Here is a 17548-nt window from a genome sequence, read left to right as displayed (position 1 = left end):
CGGCGTCTCCACGATGCATGGCGATGGTCTTTGCCACACAGCCCCGACTACCCTGACCTGATGACCCGCGCCGAGCCCACCCAAGCCGCCAAGCCCGAACGCCGACTGCGCCTGCTGAGCTGCAACATCCTCGCGGGCGCCAGCGTGCAGCGTTACAGCGAATACCTGACGCGCAGCATCAACGCGGTGTTGCCGGGCCGCAGCAAGCTGGACAACCTTGATCGCCTGGCGGAAGTCCTGCCTCAGTTCGACCTCATCGGCCTGCAAGAAGCGGACGCGGGCAGCCTGCGCTCGGGTTTTCTCAACCAGACCCGTTACCTGGCCGAAACCTCGGGCATGCCGTTCTGGAGCCACCAGCCCAATCGCCCGATGGCGCGCCTGGCACATTCGGCCAACGGCCTGATCTCGCGCATCGAGCCGACGGCGGTGCTCGATTACCCGCTGCCCAGCCGCATTCCAGGCCGGGGCGCCCTGCTCGCCCGCTTCGGCGAGGGCCAGGACGCGCTGGCGGTGATGATCGCCCACTTGTCCTTGAGCGCGCAGGCACGCGCCAGACAGTTGGCTTTCATCGCCGAAGTGCTGCAGGACTTCCCGCATGCCGTGCTGATGGGCGATCTCAATACCGACGCCAACAGCAGCGAGATGCAGCATCTCTTCAAGAAGTCGCCGCTGCTACCCCCGCCGCAGGCCACGCCCACCTTCCCAAGCTGGAAGCCGAGCAAGGCACTCGACCACATTCTCACCTCCGAGGCGATCCATCTGGACAAGGTGTGGGCGTTGCCCCAGGCTTTCTCCGATCACCTGCCCCTGGCGGCGGAAATCCGCCTGCCCAGCCACGTCGCGCCCCGTCCGCAAAAGCTCCGTCGATGAATTCGTCCCTGATCCGCGTGTTCCTGCCCTGGTTCCTGTTACTGGTCGTCGGAGCCCTTACCGCCGCGCTGCGCTTTGGCGTCATCGAGCCCAGCGATATGGCGCACCTGTGCGATGGCTCGGCCAGCAATCCGGCCTGGTGCCAGTGGCGCCAGTGGGTCGTGCTGGGATTCCTCGGCTACGGCTACGGCTGGGCTGCCTTGCTGGCCGCCGCGGTGGCTCTTGTCTGGAAGCGCCCGTTTGCGGCCTGGCTGGCCGCCGCCGTGGGACTGTTCGCACTGATGATGTACTGCTTCGAGGCCGGCGCCTTTGCGCTGCTGGTGGGCAGCCTACGCCTCGTCCGCTTCCAGGCGACTGCGGCGCCAGCCGATGAGAACGGGCAGCGCGATCGCCAGGTTCAGCCCCAGCCATAGCCAGGTGACGGGGTTCAGGCCGATTTCCTGGATCACCACGACCGCCGCAAGCGCGGGCAGCCAGCAGGCAAGGAAGCGCTCTTCCAACGCCAGACCGGGGGTTTCCGGGAAGCGGTCCAGCCAGGCGACCAGCCCGTAGCCGACGCACGGCAGCGCGAACAGGCCCATCGGGAAATCGCGGTAACGGCCATCGAAGGCCAGCAGCAAACCTTCCAGCGCCAGTACGAACAGCCAGCCAAAACGCCACCAGCCCAACGGCGCGGGGCGATACGGGCCATCGGCCAGGCGATTGGCCAGCCACCGCGCCAGCGACAACGCCGTCAGCAGGCCGACGATGCAGGCCGCCGCGGACAAACCCCACTCGAGCGGGTTGCGGCAGGCGTAGAACATCTGTCGGTACTGCCAGGCCAGCGCTGTGCCGGTGGCGAAACCGGCGATCTTGATGGCTGACCAACCCTTCAGCCCCTTCCAGTCGCGGCGCCACAAACCGGCCGCCGCAAACAGCACCGCCCCGATCCATCCGGCCACCCAGCCCAGCCACCAGCGCGGCTCTTCGATCACCGGCCCCTGCATGGCGAATTTGGGTTTGGCGTTGACGTCGAAGATGCCCCAGTAACCGCCGACGGTGCCTTCCTGCGCGCGCTTCCAGGGTTGATCGAAGGCTTCGATCACGTTGTAGGGCATCGACACGCTGCCGGCGTACTGCAGGAACTCACGCAGATAGCGCGCCTCGTTGACGACGCTGGCGCTGGCCGCGCGACGCGGACGTCCCGCGCTGGGCCAGCCCGTTTCACCGATCATCACCTGCTTGTCCGGGAAAGCGGCCTTCATTTTCGCGTAGACCTCGGCCACGTGGCGCACCGCGTGTTCCGGCGGCACCGGCTCGTCTTCCCAGTACGGCAGGATGTGGATGGTCAGGTAATCCGCGGCCTTGGCCATCTCCGGATAACGCAGCCAGAACTCCCACACATCGGCGTAACTCACCGGCACCTGCGCCGGGATGGCCGCCCTCACCTCGCGCACGAATGTCGCCAGCTGTTCGGACGACAGCTCGCCACGCAGCAGCACTTCGTTACCGACGATCACGCCACGCAACACGTCCGGATGCGCGCGCGCCGAGGCGATGCCCAGCTGCACTTCACGCGCATTGGCGATCGGATCGCGACCGAGCCAGATGCCCATGATCACTTTCATACCGTAACGCCCGGCGATCTCCGGCACGGCGGCAAGCCCCTGGCCCTGCGAGTAGGTGCGCACGCAGTCAAAGCGCTGCGACAGCGCCTTCAGATCGGCATCGATGCGATCAGGGCTGACGAAGGCACGCGGGTCGAGCGGAGTTTCGCCCGGTTCGCGGAACGGAGCGTAGGAAACGCATGCCACGCGCGCCGACGGGGCATCAGGCAAATCGACCGGACGTCCGATCGCCCACCACCACCAGGCCCCGGCCACCGCGGCCAGCACGAGAACCAGCCAGGCGCACCAGCGTGCGCGGGATGAAAGCGTGGGTGTCGACGACATGCGCTACCTGTGGGCGCGGTGGAAGCGCGCAAGTTTAGCAGGCATCCCGTAGCGTCCCACCTCACTTGGGATTCAGCCCATTTCTGCGAATCTTCCGGGTTACGTACACGAACGCATCACATACGCATGCGGCTAATGGCGAGCGACCGAAAAGGCGTTGGCCCGCGTACACCACCCGAACCATCGGCGACGCTTGCGGGCATCGCCTTCCCTTGCGGGATCTGCAACAAGGAGCAGTCATGGCAGTTGGCGCAAAGCAACGGCGAAATCCACGGCGCTGGATGACCGTAGTGGTGACATGCGTCCTGGTGGCTGCCAACGCCTTTGCCGCGACCACACCGGAACCGACCGATGCCCAGCGCCAGGCATTCAAGCGCGCCTACGTCGCCGCCCAGCAAGGTGGCGATGGCTGGAAGGCCCTGGCCTCCGGCCTGAACAACTATCCGTTGTACCCCTCCCTGGAAGCCGCCGCGCTGACGCACGACCTGCGCCAACTCAATCGCGCGCCGGTCGACGACTACCTGTCACGGTATCCGGGCATGATCCCGGCCAGCGACCTGCGGCGCGACTTCCTGCTGGAACTGGCGCGTCGCGAAGACTGGGAAACCTTCCTGTCGCTCTACCAGGCCGGCATGGGCGATACCTTGAGCTGCTATGCGTTGCGCGCGCAGATGTCGCGCGGCGCGACGCTCGACTTCGACCGCGACCTGGCCACGTTGTGGACGCGCGCGAACCTGCCCAATGCCTGCGATCCTGTCATCACCGCAGCGCACGACCAGGGCCTGCTGACCGCCCCGCGCCTGTGGGCGCGCATCGACCGCGCGGTGGATGCCGGCCAGGCCGGCACCGTGCAGTCCCTGTCCAACTGGCTGCCGGCAGACGAGATGCAGGCGGGCCAGCGCCTGGCCATGGCGCTGAAGGATCCGGGCGGCGCCGTGGCGTCGGCCGAAACCTGGCCCGATTCACCACGCCATCGTCAGGCCGCGACCATTGCGCTGGAGCGGCTGGCTCGCCGCCAGTCGACGGCCGCCGATAACGCCTGGCAGAAACTCCAGAACCGCTTTGCCTTCAGCCCGGACCAGCGCGGTCGCGTGATGGTGGCGCTGGCGCTCTTCCACGCCACCGATTTCGACGAGCAGGCGCTGGAGCGTCTCGCCGCCTTGCCGGCCAGCATGCAAACCACGGCCACGCGCGAATGGCGCGTTCGCGTGGCGCTGGCTCGCCAGGACTGGACCGCCGCGCTGGCCGCGATTGCCGCCATGCCGGCAAGCCAGCAGCAGGACGGCGAATGGCGCTGGTTCCGGGCACGTTCGCTCACGGCGCTCAATCGCGACGGCGAAGCGCGGCCGCTGCTGAGCGGCCTCTCGCAGGAGCCAACCTACTTTGGCTTCATGGCGGCCGACCGACTGCAGTCCCCTTATTCGATCTGCCCGCAGAGCCTGCCCGCCGATCCGCAGCGTGAGCAGTTGCTGCTGGCGAACCAGGGCCTGCTGCGCGCATTCGAACTCTATGCCGTGGATCTGCAGAAACTCGCGCGCCGCGAATGGACGCAGGCGCTCGCTGGCGCCGACCCGGCCACGCTCAAGCTGGCCGCGGATCTCGCCTATCGCCGGGGCTGGTATGACCGCGCGGTGTTCACGTTCACCAGCGGCGATGCCCTGCGCTATTACGAGCAGCGCTTCCCGCTGGCCAGCCAGGACGGCATCGTGCCGCAGTCCGAGCAATCCGGCATCGATCCGTCCTGGGCCTACGGCATCCTGCGCGCGGAAAGCGCCTGGATGAGCGACGCGCGCTCGGGCGCCGATGCGCGCGGCCTCATGCAGTTACTGCCGGGTACGGCGGCCCTGGTCGCAAAGCGCAACGGCCTGGACTGGGCCGGCGGCGAGTCGCTCTACGACCCCATCACCAACATCAAGCTCGGCACCCGTTACCTGGCCCAGATGGCCGAGCGTTTCAACGGCGCGCCGTGGCTGGCGAGCGCGGCCTACAACGCTGGCCCGGCCAAGGTCGACCAGTGGCTTGGCGCGCGCAGCAACCTGGCGCCCGACCTCTTCGTCGCCAGCATGCCGTACAAGGAAACGCGTGAGTACGTGGCCCGGGTGATGGCTTTCAGCGTGATCTACGACTGGCGCCTCAACGACAAGGTGGTCCCGATGAGCGAGCGCATGCCGCCGATCGGCCAGACGTATAGACTGCCGGACAAGCAGACGCCGCGGCGTGCCGTCACCTGCTCCGTCGCCGCACCGGCACCGGCCGAAAGCGGCTCGGCGACCGTGCCGGCAGCCAGCAGCAGCGTCGATTCCGCCACCAGTTCGTCACCGTGATGCCGGAGGAACGCAACGGATGAAGCCCAAGAAGCTCGTCGTGCTCGGCGGTACCGGCTTCCTCGGTCGCTATCTCATTCCTCGCCTGGCGCAGGACGGGCATCGGATGACCCTTCTCTCCCGGAACCGCGAGAAGCGTCGCGCGTTCGCGGTGATTCCCGGGGTCGACGTGCGCAGCATCGACGTCTACGACGGCAATGCGCTACGCCATGCCCTCGCCGGTGCGGATGCCGCGATCATGCTGATCGGCATCCTCAATCCGCAAGGACGCTACAGCTTCCAGGAAACCCACGTCGAACTGCCGCGCCGGCTCGCCGCCGCATGCCACGCGGCAAACGTACCGCGGCTGCACCTGATGAGCGCGCTCAAGGCCGGACAAGGCTTATCGCAGTACCTGAAGACGCGTGGCGAAGCCGAATCCGCCGTGCGGCATTCCGGCCTGGACTGGACCATCTACCAATCGAGCGTGATGTTTGGCGCCGAGGACGGGCTGGTGAGTCGATTCGCCGGGCTGATGCGCCGCATGCCGGTTCTGCCGCTGGCACGTTCCGCATCACGCATGGCACCCACCTTTGCAGGCGACGTCGCCGAGGCCATCGCGCGTTGCGTCAAGCACGATGCGCAGAGTCTGGATCGCACCTTCGAACTGTTCGGGCCCGAAGTACTCACTCTGGGCGAGATCGTCCGCAAGATCCGGGACGAGGCAGGCCTGCGGACGCCCATCATCGATCTGCCGGACGGCCTGGGTCGCCTGCAGGCACGGTTCGCCGAATTCCTCCCCGGCAAACCGTTCTCTCGTGACAACTTCCTCAGCCTGCGCACCGATTCGGTCGGCAAACACAACGGCTACGCCACCCTGGGCATCACACCCCAGGCGCTGACGCCATGGCTACCGACCCTGTTGCACGGATCGCCCCGGCAGCGCCGGCTGGATGCGGCGCGCAACGGTTATCGAAGCGCGACGGGAGAGAAGCGGTAAGCAGCCGCTTACTCCCTGCCCTCGTCGGAGAAGGCCAGCAGCTTCTCGGCAAGCGGGTCGTCGTCCTGTAGCAGGCGGAAGCCGGCGAATTCGAATCCCGGCGCCACGATGCAGGTCATCAGCGCATAGCTACCCAACGGACGCGCCGATTGCCACGCGTGCGCAGGCACCACATGCATCGGCGAGCAGCCGTCTTCGATGCGCCCCAGTCGACGGCGCTCGAAGCGTGCCTCGGCCGGGTAATACACCGTCAGCTCCATGGGATCGCCTTCGACGAAGTGCCAGACCTCGTCGGCATCGACGACATGCCACACCCCGCGCTGGCCTGCGCTGAGCAGATAGTGGATGGCACTAAGCGGTGGGCGCCCGCCTTCGGGGCTGGCCGCCGTATGCACGCGGCGGTAGTGGCCTCCTTCCACATGGGGAAGCAGGTCGAGCTGCGCGATCAGGTCGGCGCTGCGTGAGTACATGTCCATACAACTCACTGATATCCGTAAATGCCGGTCGGCGCGACCATCATAGAGACTTTAAAGGCGAATCGTCTTCCGCATTTCTACCTAACGCGGCTTCACGAATATGACAGCGCATCGCCAGTCTGAAGACAGCTTATTCGGCAGTCGATGCCGCCGCCGGCCGAATCAGCCAGCGCACGGCCAGCACGCCAAGCTCGTAGAGAAAACACATCGGCACGGCCAGCATCACCATCGAGGTGATGTCCGGCGGCGTGATGAAGGCGGAAATGGCAAAGGCACCGACGATGGCATAGCGACGTCCGTTGCGCAGCTGATCGACGTTGACGATGCCGATCGCCGCGAGGATGACCACCGCCACCGGCACTTCGAAGCACAGGCCGAAGGCGAAGAACATCAGCATGACGAAGTCGAGGTAGTGGGTGATGTCCGTCATCATCTCCACGCCCTCGGGCGTCACCGCCGTCAGGAACTTGAACGCCGCAGGCAGCACCAGAAAGTACGCGAACGCGCAGCCGGCGTAGAACAACAGCAGCGCGGCACCGAGCAGCGGACGCGCCAGGCGCTTCTCGTGCCGGTACAGACCGGGACTGACGAAAGCCCACAGCTGATACAGGATCATCGGCATGCTGATGAACAGCGAGGCGTAAAACGCCAGTTTCAACGGCGTGACGAAGGGACTGGCCACTTCGGTCGCGATAAGGTGCGCGCCCTGTGGCAGGCGCGCCATCAGCGGCGCCGCCAGCTCGGTGTAAAGGCGATTGGCGAACGGAATGAGCGCCAGCAGCACGATCACCACGGTGGCCGACGCCTTGAGCAGGCGCGAACGCAGTTCGATCAGATGGGAAAACAGGCCCTGTTCCTGGTCCTGCGAGTCGTGATCGAGCTCAGGCGCCGCCATGCGGAGCATCCTTCGTGGGCGAGTCCGCGGGCGCATCGACTGGCGACGCAGGGCCCGGCGTCGGCTCGGACGCTGCCGGCGGCGCCGGTGCGTCCACCTGCTGGGCACCCGCTTCGCGCACCTTGCGCAAGGTGGCATCAAGATCGGCCTGGGCCGATTCGGCCCGCGCAGCCGCTTCGCGCGCCTGCTTCTTGATCTCTTCGACCTGCAGCTCGCGCTCCACTTCCGAGCGGACGCTGTCCCAGCCGTTACGCACCCGACGCAGCAGCGCGCCGGCGGTACGCGCCGCGCCGGGCAGTTTTTCCGGGCCGAGTACGATCAGCGCGACGAGCGCGAGCAGTACCAGCTTGCCGAAGCTGATCTCGATCATGACCTGAACGCGAGACCTTACTTGGTCTCGTGCGTGTCGTTCTGGTTCTGGTTGCTGCTGGTGGTGTTCGAGGGCGGCGGATCGGCCTGCAGGCGCTGCTCGTCCTTGGACTTGGCGTTCTCGTCGCCGTCCAGGCCCTTCTTGAAGTCACGCACGGCACCGCCAAGGTCGCCACCGATATTGCGCAGCTTCTTGGTGCCGAAAATCAGCACGACGACGATCAACAGCAGAATGAGATGGGTGATGCTCATGAATAAAGGCTCCAGGGGCGGGACCGGATTGGGTTGAACCACCGTAACCGGTCGATTTTACCGGCCCGGTCCCTTCCCGTGCATTATCGCTGAGTGTACTCCTCAAGCCGATCACGGAAATCGACCACCGGGCCCGGGACGTTGTTGACCCCGCCGTCGAAGATCCGGCGCGGGGTGATGCCCTGGCCGTAGACCTCGGCATTGGCGTCGTAATCGATGCGCAGGGCCGAGCCGTCCAGGGCCACGCCCGCGAACAGGCCGCGCGAGCGGGAGTAGGAGTAGATCTCGGCCTTGAACTGGCTGTCGGTCGAGGCTGCGGCATTACGCCCCACCGGGCCGGCTGCGGCCGCCGCATCGGCGCCCAGGGTGAACTTGCCGTTGACGATGGAATCCACGCCACGCTGGGTACGGAAGACCAGGATCACATCGGTCGACGAGACGCCCGCCTGGAAGCCGACGCTGCCGCCGGTCAGGGTGACGAAGCTGGGGTTCGACCAGGTGCCGTCCGGCCCCTTCACCGAGATCAGGCCCTCGCCCCGGCGACCGCCGAAGATGAAACCAGCCTTGACCATGTCCGGGATGACCGCGATGGCATGGGCTTCCTTGAGAAGGTCCACCGGGATCGATTTATCCGGGGCTTCCATGATCTCCTTGAGCACGCGCACCGAGTTGGTCGCACGCACCAGCGGCGGATCCTCCGCATGAACGGACATGGCCGGGACCAGAAGGACGAGCGCGGCAAGCAACAAACGGTGCAACGGGGCTTTGATCACGGGTGACTCCTGTGCGTGTTTCGAGGTGTCCTGCTTCGAGGGTCCCTGCGACGCACCATCGCACGGTGCGCGGGACCGCTTGTGGCAGACTTGGCGGCTTGACGGGAGCAAGTCGCACGCATGCCTAGCGCCAATCACTATACCGGCCCGACCGAGGTTTCCGGCCACCCGCCGGTTAAGTCCCAGACAGCCACCGTCGGCGTGCTGCTGGTCAATCTCGGCACGCCCGAAGCGCCCACAGCCAAGGCGGTGAGGCCCTACCTGGCCCAGTTTCTCGCCGACCCCCGCGTCATCGATTACCCGCGCTGGCTTTGGTGGCTGATCCTGCACGGCGTCATCCTGCGCGTGCGTCCGTCCCGCTCCGCCCATGCCTATGCGCGCATCTGGACCTCGCAGGGTTCGCCGCTGCGGGTGGGCAGCCAATCGCTGGCCCGTCATCTGCAGGCCGAATTCGACCGGCTGGGTGCGCCCGTGCGCGTCGAACTGGCCATGCGCTATGGCGAGCCATCCGTTGCCCGACAAGTGGCGCGCATGCAGCAGGACGGCATTCGCCAGTTGCTGGTGCTACCGCTCTACCCGCAGTACTCGGCCACCTCCACCGGCTCGGTGATCGACGCCGTCGCCGATGCGATGAAGACGCTGCGCTGGCCGCCGGAACTGCGCGTCGTCAACGACTACCACAACGATCGCGCGCATATCGATGCGCTGGCGAACAGCATCCGCGCGTGGTGGGCGCAGAACGGCCGCGGCGAAAAATTGCTGCTCTCCTTCCACGGCATTCCCGAGCGCTATGTGCGACTGGGCGATCCTTACCACGCGCAGTGCCTCGCCACCGCCGAGCGACTGCGCGAGCAACTGGGTCTGTCAGCCGATGAGCTCGTGGTCAGCTTCCAGTCGCGCGTCGGGCGCGAGCAGTGGCTGCAGCCTTACACCGATGCCACGGTGCGCCAGCTCGCCGCCGATGGCATCAAGCGCATCGACGTCGCGTGCCCCGGTTTTGCCGTCGATTGCCTGGAAACGCTGGAAGAGATCGCGATGCAGAACAGCGATTTCTTCCGCGAAGCGGGTGGCCAGGAACTGCGATACATCCCCGCGCTCAACGACAGCCGCGACCAGGTCACGAGCCTCGCTGCACTGACGATGCGCCATCTGCAAGGCTGGCTGGCACCATGACCGTACCGCGCGAACTTCGCGTGGAGGTACCCGGCCTGACGCTGGCTGCGCAGGTCTGGGGCGAGGACAGCTTGCCGCCCATGCTCGCCTTGCACGGCTGGCTCGATAACGCCGGCAGCCATGCCCTGCTGGCACCGCAACTCGCGTCGCGCTTCCGTGTCGTGGCGCTTGAGTTTCCCGGCCACGGGCATTCAGACCACCTGCCCGCGGGCATGTCGTACCACTTCCCCGATTACGTGCGATTTGTGCTGGCAGCGCTCGATGCGCTCGGCATCGATCGCTTCACTTTGCTTGGGCATTCCATGGGCGCCGGTGTTGGCGCCTTGCTGGCGGCCGCCGCACCGCAACGCGTCGAACGCTTCTTTGCCGTGGAAGGGCTGGGCCCCCTGGGTGACGATGGCTCGCTCACCCTGAAGCGGTTCCGCGAGGGGTTGGCCGTCGCGCCCAACAACAAATCCCTGCGCGTATTCAGGGATATCGAACAGGCCGTGACCGCCCGCGTGATGGCCAGCGGCCTGCGCGCCGACCTGGCCCGACCGATCGTCGAGCGCGGCTTGCTCGAAGTGGCGGATGGCTGGTCGTGGCGCAGCGATCCCCGGTTGACACGCACGAGTCCGTTACGCATCGCGGAAGCCCAGATCCGGGCCATTCTGGCCGGCATCGAGGCACCGACGCACATGCTGCTGGCAGAGCCGGCGACGCCTTACCTGCCGTCGGCGCAGATGGCTGAACGGGCGGCGTGCGTTGCTTCGATTGAGGTGACGCAGATGGCGGGTGGGCATCATCTGCATATGGAGCATGCGGAAGCAGTGGCGGCGTGGGTGTTGGCTACGGCGGGCTGATCGAGGCGATCACCCAATCCTTCGAAACGACCTATTTGATCGTCATTCCGGCGAAAGCCGGAATGACGGCAACCCAAATCGCGCAGTGGTCTTTCATTCTTGCAAACGAAAAGGGCTCCCTGGGGAGCCCCTTCCTGCTGCCCTTCAAACCGCTTACTTCGCCGCCGGCGCCGCTACACCCAGCACATCCAAGCCCTGCTCGAAGCTGATGTCCACCGGGATCTTCGCCGTCGACAGGCGCTTCAAATCACCGGCCAGCTCCGCATCGACACTACCCATGCTGTCGGTCAGCTGCTTGGCCGCGTCGTAATCGCCATCACCCTGGATGGTGAGCAACTTCGACGACAGCGCATTCATCGCAGCCGTCATCTTGTCGAAGTCCACGCGATAGCGGCCGGTGGTGGCATCGCGCGTAAATGCGCCCTGTTGCTTGAAGAAATTGAAGCGCACCATGTTCGCCTTCGCGTGCGCGTCGCTGGCGCCAAAGCGCACTGAGCGCAGGATGCCGGCGAGGAAGGTGACGTAGTTGTCCATCAGCTTCGCCTTGTCCAACTCACCCTTCTCGGCCAGCTTGCTGACCATGTAAAGGCCAAGGATGTCCGCCTTGCCTTCTTCGAAGCTCGACGCCTGATCCTTCAGCGCGCCGCGCACCATGCCCTTGCCGGTGAGCGTCTGCTTGATCCCCAGGCCGTGGGCAACTTCATGGAACATGGTGTTCTCGAAGAAGGCGTCGAAGGTCAGGTGCGACTGCTGGTCATCGGCAATCAGTTCCTTGGCGATCGGCAACATGATCTTGTCGAACTTCGCCTGCATGACGTTTTCCAGCTGCAGCCGGCGCGTGCCCTTCTTCAGCTGCACTTCTTCGTCATTGGGCAGGTTGATGGCGATGGTCTTGGCGCCGACGTTGGCGTCACCGGCGTAGTACACCGCGAAGTACGCATTGAGGTCGGCATCGGAACCGGGCTTCTCCGCCTTGTATTTCGCATCCACCGGCAACTCGCGCTGCAACTCCGGCAAATACTTCACGAAGCGGGAAAGCTTGGCGCTCCAGGCCTGGTCCTTCACCAGGACATAGCTTTCATAGCTGGCCTTGTAACCGAACAGCTGGTCTTCGTAGGTTTCGATCGGGCCGATGACGATGTCGACCGGATTCTTCTTCATCGCCATCCACGCGAAATCGCTCGGACGATAATCGTCGCTGAGCAAAGCATCGGCGCGCAGCTTCAGGTACCTGGCGAAATCCTTGTCGGACGACAGCTCGGCGGCCTGGCGCAGCAGGCCGGCGGCTTTTTCCAGATCCGTCTTGTAGGCCTCGTGGAACGGCACGCTCACCAGAGCGCCGCTGGCATCGCGACGGATGACGGTATAGAGCGAAGTCTTGTCCTTGAGATCGGACTTCTCGAACTCGTCCTTGGTCATGTCGGCCGGATAGAACTGCACGCCCGGCGGGCGCGGACCGACGCCGGCCACGAAGGGTTCGTCATTGTTGAGGCGATCCCAGGGGCCGTAGTTGATCTCGGCGTAGCGGCGCGTGTCTTCGTCGGAGATACGCTGCATCAGGGCGTTCTTGTCACCCCAGGACTGCTGCCAGTAAAGGCTGTTGGTGACGTCGGCTGCCTGCACCAGCAGGGCGATCATCTGCTTTTGCTTCTCGTCGAAGGCCGACAGATCCGCCGTCAGGCGCACCGTGGCGTAGTCGCCCATGTGCTGCTTGACCAGGTCGGCATCCGTGGAGGCCGGCGGCGGTTCCTTCGCGGCCGTGCTGGCGGCGGCAGGTGCGGCGGGCGCGGGCGCGGCATGGTCGTCCTGATGGGACGAACAGCCGGCGAGGACCGCAAGAAGGCTAATGGCAAGCAGGCGCTGACGCATGGGGTCTTCCTCTGAAACGGAAGACCCCATGGTAGCGCGTTCGGTCAGACGGAGATGGCCAGACGCTCGGAGCGATAGAGCTGTGCGGTGAGCACCGAAACCACCAGGGCGGCGCCCAGGCTGCCGGCCATGCACAGGCCCAGCTGCGCCATGCTGATCGGATTGCCGCGCAGCAGGTTCATGATGCCAAGGTGCTGGCCAAGGAGCGGCACCGAGAACATCCAGTCCTGCGCCTTGATGGGCATCACCAGCAGGATCACGCTGGGAATCACCGGCACGAACATCAGCAGCGACAGATAGGTCTGGGCTTCGCGGTAAGTCTTTGCGAATGCAGCGACCATCGACTGCAGGGCGCCGAGCAGGATAATCAGCGGCAGCATCAACATCAGCACGTGCGTGGCGAAATGCATGCCAAGGTTCACCTCCATGCCCAGTTTTTCAACGGGAATGAAGTGACCGACGATGCTGAAACCCAGGAGGCTGATCAGCAGGCTGGCGGCCGAGAAAACGCAGATCGCCGCGAGCTTGCCGGCAAAGATCTTCCATCGCGCCACCGGATTTGCAAACAGCGGCTCCAGCGACTGACGCTCGCGCTCACCGGCCGTCAAATCGATCGCCAGGTACATGCCACCCAGGAAGATCGTCAGTACGAAGAAGTACGGCAGCATGCCGAACATCAGCACCGCACGCGACTGCGCGGTAGCCTGGTCACGCTTGGCCACGCCCACCGGCCATGCCACGCCCGGCGACAGGCCGCGAGCCACCAGGCGCATCGCGCCCTGCTGGCGTGCATAGCCTTCGACCAGCTTCGATACGCGTTCGACCGCCGTGTTGGTTTCGCGCTGCGACGAGTCGTAGATCAGCTCGACCTGCACGGGCTCGCCCTTGCGCCAGGCCTTGGCGTAGTCCGGCGAAATGCGCAGCACGATATCGACGTCCTGCTTGCGCACTGCCGCTTCCGGGTTCGCGATGGCCGCTTGCGGCACGATGCCTCCGGCCTCCAGCGCGCCGACGAGGTTGGGAGCAAACTCCGCACCAATCAGCGGCACATGGAGCGGCTTTTCGGCCTTGTCGAGTTCGCGGTTGAGACTGATGTTGATCATCATCACGAACATCAGCGGCGCCAGCAGCGGGCCGGTGAGGAAGGCGTTGATGAGCGTGCGGCGGTCACGGAGGTTTTCGCGGACTTCCTTCAGGAAGACCGTGATGAACGCACGCGTCTTGCGGACGCTCGGAGGTTTCATGTTCATGCTGCCAGCCCCTCTTCGCTACCGATGATCTTCACGAATGCATCTTCCAGATTGTTCTCGCCCGTCTGCTCACGCAGTGCCTGCGGCGATTCATCGGCAACGACGCGGCCGTGCGCAATCACGACGATGCGATCGCACAGTGCCGCAACCTCCTGCATGATGTGGCTGGAGAACAGCACGCAGCGGCCCTCGGCCTTCAGCTTCAGCATGAACTGACGCAGGGCACGGGTCGCCATCACGTCCAGGCCATTGGTCGGCTCGTCGAGGATCACGTTGCGCGGGTCATGAATCAGCGCGCGGGCAATCGCGGTCTTCACGCGCTGGCCCTGCGAGAAACCCTCCGTGCGGCGATCGGCGATGTCTTCCATCTCCAGCCCGCGGATCAGCGCCTCGCGACGGGTGGCCAACTCTTCCTTGCTCAGACCCTGCAGCTCGCCGAAGTAGTTGATGTTCTCGCGCGCCGTCAGGCGCTTGTACAAACCGCGCGCATCGGGCAGCACGCCCAGTTCGCGACGCACGCCCAGCGCATCCTTGGCCGCGTCGATGCCGTCGACCAGCACCTGGCCGCTGTCCGGATTCATCAGCGTGTAAAGCATGCGCAGCGTGGTGGTCTTGCCCGCGCCATTGGGGCCAAGCAGGCCGGTGATTTCGCCATCGCGAGCGGTGAAGCTCACGCCGTCGACGGCCTTCACCGTGCCGAACGATTTATGCAGATCCCTTACTTCGATCATGGTGCTGCTCCATTGAAATCGATGAACACCGGCGTCGGGCGCAGGCGATCGAGGCATTTGGTTTCCAGCTTGGCCGGCGCGTTGTCTTCGATGAAGGTCTTCACGACATCGGGCGCGCAGCCTGCGTTAATCACGTTGTGGCCCTGGCCTTTGAGCACGAGGTGACGTGCGTTGCTCAGGTTCTTGAGCACCTCGTCGCCGTAGCGCGGCGGGGTTACCGGATCGAATTCGCCCGAGAACAACAGCACCGGCTTGTCGGTTTTCATCGGCGCGTGGAAGTCCTTCGGGCGCTCACCCTTGGGCCACACCGAGCACATGGCTTCCAGCGCATCGACCATGCGATTGCCGAGCATGGCATTGGCATCTTCGGGACGCGACTTGAGCAGGTCAACGTCTTCGCTACAGATCACCGAAAGCTGCATGCCGCTGTTCATGGTGTCCGACAAATCGCCCGAGAGCAGCTTCGCCTGACCCAGCAGCGGGCCGACATCGCCATGCGCCGCCGCGTCGATGGTCACCGGCAACAGCGCAGCGGTGATGGGCGAGTACGCGAACATGCGTACCACGCTGGCCAGCGCGTACTCACTGAGTGTGCGCTTCACCGTCTGGTAGTTCTGCGGATCGCGGAAGCTCACCGCATGCGGATTGGCGCGCAGGGCATCGCGCAGCTGGTAGAGCGTCTGGTAGGGGTCGCCGAAGTGCTTCTTGCATTCGACGTCGGCCGTGCAACGCGCGAACTGGGCCTTCAACGCATCCTCGAGGTTGCGCGCGAAGTCCTGGCCGAGCACCAGCTCGTTGGGAACCACGCCGTCGAGGATCACGCTACGCACCGCATCCGGGTAATGCGCCAGATACTGCTGCGCCATGCGCGTGCCATACGAGACACCCACCAGGTCGAACGTCGGTGAGCCAAGCGCCTTGCGCAGGTCTTCGAGGTCTTCGGCCGCGATGGTGGTCGTGTAGTAGCGCGGATCGGCGCGCTGCTCGACTTCCTTGAGGCACTTGGCGGCGTCATCGCTGAGCTTGTCGGCATCGAACGGACCGGCTTCTTCGGTATCGCCGGCATCCTTGTTCGCAGTCGCGCAGCTCAACGGGTTGGAGCCGCCGGTGCCGCGCTGATCCAGCAGCACGACGTGGCGATGCGCCGTCAGCGGCTGCAGGGCGGGCACGACGCCCGGCCAGGTCTCGGTCGCCGCCTGCCCCGGGCCACCGGCCAGCAGCACCAGCATGTCCTTGCTGGCCAGCTGCGCCGTCGACCGGATGATGCCCAGCTTCAGGCGGATCTTGCGGCTGTTCGGATCCTTGCGGTTCTCCGGCACCTCAAAAGGCGCGCACCACGCGGCGGTGGTCATGCCACTGTTGGGCTGCCCCAGTTCGCAGGGCGTGAGCGTCAGCGAGCCCAGCTGCCAGGTTTCCGGCTTGGCGGGCGTGGTGGGTGCGCTCACCGGTGCCGCAGCAGCGGCTTCGTTGTCCTCCGTCGCCGCCTGGCGCGGATGCATGTTGTGCCACGCCAGCGCACCCAGGCCAATGACCACGGCTGCGACGCGCAAGGCGGTTCTTCCTTTGCTTGGCATATCAGATCCTTCCTTCCCTCGATGTCTTGAAACCGGAGCCGACATCGACCCCGGTACACGTCATGCAGCGGAACTCCCCCCAGGAGTACCGACGTCCCCCGGCTCGTCCGCCGGCAGGAAGATGGTTTCGATCGCCAGCCCGAACAGGCGCGCGATCTTGAAGGCCAGCGGCAGGCTCGGGTCGTACTTGCCCGTTTCGATGGCATTGATGGTCTGCCGCGATACATCCAGGCGCTCGGCCAGGTCGGCCTGCGACCAGTTGCGATCGCTGCGAAGTTCGCGGACCCGGTTATCCATCAGCTGTAGCGTCGCTTGTTCCAGGCCAGCGCCAGGCCATAGACGATGCACATGGCCGGATACACCAGGATGAAGGCGGTGCCGTCCAGTTCGATGAGCTTGGCCGAGGACAGGAAACCCGCGGCCATCGAACCGAAAGCCACCACGCCCGTCGCCCACGACAGCGCCAGCAGGTTCATGCGCTGCATGAACTCATCGCAGGCCATCACATAGCGCACCATCGCGCGAATCATCATGGCGAGCGGGACCAGCGGCGAGATGGCGGCGGCGTAGCGCAGGCCCAGCACGTCGGTGTGCTTCTGCAGGGGCCAGACCACCAGCATCACCACCATATACAATGCCGTGGCGATCATGATTTCGCGCATGTAGCGGCTGTCTTCCTTGCGCACGCGTTCGCCGCCGCAACTGATGGCGCGCCCCATGATGGCCAGCACATAGGTCATGCCGACGATGCCGGCGATGCAGGCCACGCGTAGCAAGCGGCTGGGTGTGGCAAGGGCGGTACCGGTGAGCGTCGAGAAGACGCAAATGGACAGGATGGTCAGCGTCCAGCGCTGCCATGGCCGCAGCGCGGCGATGCGTTGAATCCAGTAGTCCATGGATGTGCCCCCTTTGGGCGTATTGCGCCCGAAACCGCCTGAGACGCGCCCTTCAAATCCCCATCCGGAGGGCGGCGGCTGCGCTTCACAGCCTGTCAAGCAAACTTGACAGAAATGCTATGCCCTGCCACCAAGTCCTGTCAAGCACCCTTGACAACCCGGGTAGAACCGATTCAAACGCAATAAAAAATCCATCGCAGAAGCAAGAACTTGGGCGCCCAGTGTCACTTTTTGACGCACTGGGGTCTGAGACGGCATTTTGACGCGCGTTAAGACCGCGTCAGAAAAAACTGTGAGATAGTTCACATTAGGAAATGTGAGCTAGTTCACACCTTGGCACGAGT

General features: G+C 65.0%; 18 protein-coding genes. 6 read left to right on the top strand and 12 right to left on the bottom strand.

Annotated elements, in window-relative coordinates; genetic code table 11:
• Nucleotides 1-60: 60 nt before the first annotated feature.
• On the top strand, nucleotides 61-870 hold the full coding sequence (locus EYV96_RS16830; protein WP_131152862.1) for an endonuclease/exonuclease/phosphatase family protein: 810 nt from the start codon (nucleotides 61-63) through the stop codon (nucleotides 868-870).
• Entirely contained in the window at nucleotides 867-1283 is a 417-nt protein-coding gene (locus EYV96_RS16825; protein WP_131152727.1) for a hypothetical protein, read from the top strand. Before EYV96_RS16830 ends, EYV96_RS16825 begins: the two co-directional genes overlap by 4 nt.
• Here the strand turns inward: EYV96_RS16825 and EYV96_RS16820 are convergent.
• Nucleotides 1200-2801: a glycoside hydrolase family 17 protein gene (locus tag EYV96_RS16820; RefSeq protein WP_131152726.1), complete on the bottom strand. Its 1602-nt coding sequence runs from the start codon at nucleotides 2799-2801 to the stop codon at nucleotides 1200-1202. The genes EYV96_RS16825 and EYV96_RS16820 overlap by 84 nt on opposite strands.
• 239 nt (nucleotides 2802-3040) lie before the next feature.
• Here EYV96_RS16820 and EYV96_RS16815 point away from each other — a divergent pair, with 239 nt between their 5' ends.
• Complete coding sequence (locus tag EYV96_RS16815; RefSeq protein WP_240732637.1) at nucleotides 3041-5125, top strand: transglycosylase SLT domain-containing protein; 2085 nt, start codon at nucleotides 3041-3043, stop codon at nucleotides 5123-5125.
• Between the two features lie 19 nt (nucleotides 5126-5144).
• On the top strand, nucleotides 5145-6104 hold the full coding sequence (locus EYV96_RS16810; RefSeq protein ID WP_131152725.1) for a complex I NDUFA9 subunit family protein: 960 nt from the start codon (nucleotides 5145-5147) through the stop codon (nucleotides 6102-6104).
• An 8-nt stretch (nucleotides 6105-6112) separates the two neighbouring features.
• On the opposite strand, the gene EYV96_RS16805 is transcribed toward EYV96_RS16810, so the two are convergent.
• The 5 genes from EYV96_RS16805 to EYV96_RS16785 all read right to left on the bottom strand — a co-directional run bounded on the left by EYV96_RS16805 (nucleotide 6113) and on the right by EYV96_RS16785 (nucleotide 8869).
• Nucleotides 6113-6574: a cupin domain-containing protein gene (locus EYV96_RS16805; RefSeq protein WP_131152724.1), complete on the bottom strand. Its 462-nt coding sequence runs from the start codon at nucleotides 6572-6574 to the stop codon at nucleotides 6113-6115.
• Nucleotides 6575-6710: 136 nt separating this feature from the next.
• Nucleotides 6711-7475, bottom strand: a complete 765-nt coding sequence (gene tatC, locus EYV96_RS16800; protein WP_131152723.1) for a twin-arginine translocase subunit TatC — start codon at nucleotides 7473-7475, stop codon at nucleotides 6711-6713.
• Nucleotides 7462-7845 carry a Sec-independent protein translocase protein TatB gene (gene tatB, locus EYV96_RS16795; RefSeq protein ID WP_131152722.1) on the bottom strand — a complete coding sequence of 128 codons (384 nt, stop codon included), beginning with the start codon at nucleotides 7843-7845 and terminating at the stop codon, nucleotides 7462-7464. Before tatB ends, tatC begins: the two co-directional genes overlap by 14 nt.
• Nucleotides 7846-7862: 17 nt before the next feature.
• The gene (tatA, locus tag EYV96_RS16790) at nucleotides 7863-8096 is read right to left on the bottom strand and encodes a twin-arginine translocase TatA/TatE family subunit (protein WP_131152721.1); all 234 of its coding nucleotides are present in this window, start codon (nucleotides 8094-8096) and stop codon (nucleotides 7863-7865) included.
• Between the two features lie 83 nt (nucleotides 8097-8179).
• The gene (locus tag EYV96_RS16785; RefSeq protein ID WP_131152720.1) at nucleotides 8180-8869 is read right to left on the bottom strand and encodes a lipid-binding SYLF domain-containing protein; all 690 of its coding nucleotides are present in this window, start codon (nucleotides 8867-8869) and stop codon (nucleotides 8180-8182) included.
• 120 nt (nucleotides 8870-8989) lie between these two features.
• Between EYV96_RS16785 and hemH the strand changes: the two genes are divergently transcribed.
• The gene (hemH, locus tag EYV96_RS16780) at nucleotides 8990-10042 is read left to right on the top strand and encodes a ferrochelatase (RefSeq protein ID WP_131152719.1); all 1053 of its coding nucleotides are present in this window, start codon (nucleotides 8990-8992) and stop codon (nucleotides 10040-10042) included.
• The gene (locus EYV96_RS16775) at nucleotides 10039-10884 is read left to right on the top strand and encodes an alpha/beta fold hydrolase (RefSeq protein WP_131152718.1); all 846 of its coding nucleotides are present in this window, start codon (nucleotides 10039-10041) and stop codon (nucleotides 10882-10884) included. Before hemH ends, EYV96_RS16775 begins: the two co-directional genes overlap by 4 nt.
• A gap of 153 nt (nucleotides 10885-11037) precedes the next feature.
• Here EYV96_RS16775 and EYV96_RS16770 read toward each other — a convergent pair whose 3' ends face one another.
• From EYV96_RS16770 to EYV96_RS16745, 6 genes are read right to left on the bottom strand one after another with little or no spacing between them, the layout of a single operon-like run.
• Nucleotides 11038-12753 (bottom strand): dipeptidyl-peptidase 3 family protein, encoded by a 1716-nt coding sequence (locus EYV96_RS16770; RefSeq protein WP_131152717.1) that lies wholly within the window; start codon nucleotides 12751-12753, stop codon nucleotides 11038-11040.
• A 44-nt stretch (nucleotides 12754-12797) separates the two neighbouring features.
• Nucleotides 12798-14003, bottom strand: coding sequence for an ABC transporter permease (locus EYV96_RS16765; protein WP_131152716.1), 1206 nt, complete (start codon nucleotides 14001-14003; stop codon nucleotides 12798-12800).
• A complete protein-coding gene (locus EYV96_RS16760; protein WP_131152715.1) occupies nucleotides 14000-14734 on the bottom strand; it encodes an ABC transporter ATP-binding protein in 735 nt (244 codons plus the stop codon). Before EYV96_RS16760 ends, EYV96_RS16765 begins: the two co-directional genes overlap by 4 nt.
• On the bottom strand, nucleotides 14731-16308 hold the full coding sequence (locus EYV96_RS16755) for an alpha/beta hydrolase (protein WP_131152714.1): 1578 nt from the start codon (nucleotides 16306-16308) through the stop codon (nucleotides 14731-14733). Before EYV96_RS16755 ends, EYV96_RS16760 begins: the two co-directional genes overlap by 4 nt.
• Before the next feature lie 60 nt (nucleotides 16309-16368).
• Complete coding sequence (locus tag EYV96_RS16750) at nucleotides 16369-16605, bottom strand: helix-turn-helix transcriptional regulator (RefSeq protein WP_131152713.1); 237 nt, start codon at nucleotides 16603-16605, stop codon at nucleotides 16369-16371.
• On the bottom strand, nucleotides 16605-17204 hold the full coding sequence (locus EYV96_RS16745; RefSeq protein WP_131152712.1) for a hypothetical protein: 600 nt from the start codon (nucleotides 17202-17204) through the stop codon (nucleotides 16605-16607). The genes EYV96_RS16750 and EYV96_RS16745 overlap by 1 nt, the downstream gene beginning before the upstream one ends.
• Between the last annotated feature and the right edge of the window lie 344 nt (nucleotides 17205-17548).

Source organism: Dyella terrae (genome assembly GCF_004322705.1).
In the GTDB taxonomy this organism is placed as follows: domain Bacteria; phylum Pseudomonadota; class Gammaproteobacteria; order Xanthomonadales; family Rhodanobacteraceae; genus Dyella_D; species Dyella_D terrae.
The sequence above is the reverse complement of the archived record's forward strand: the minus strand, read 5'-3'. Positions and strand labels throughout refer to the sequence as shown.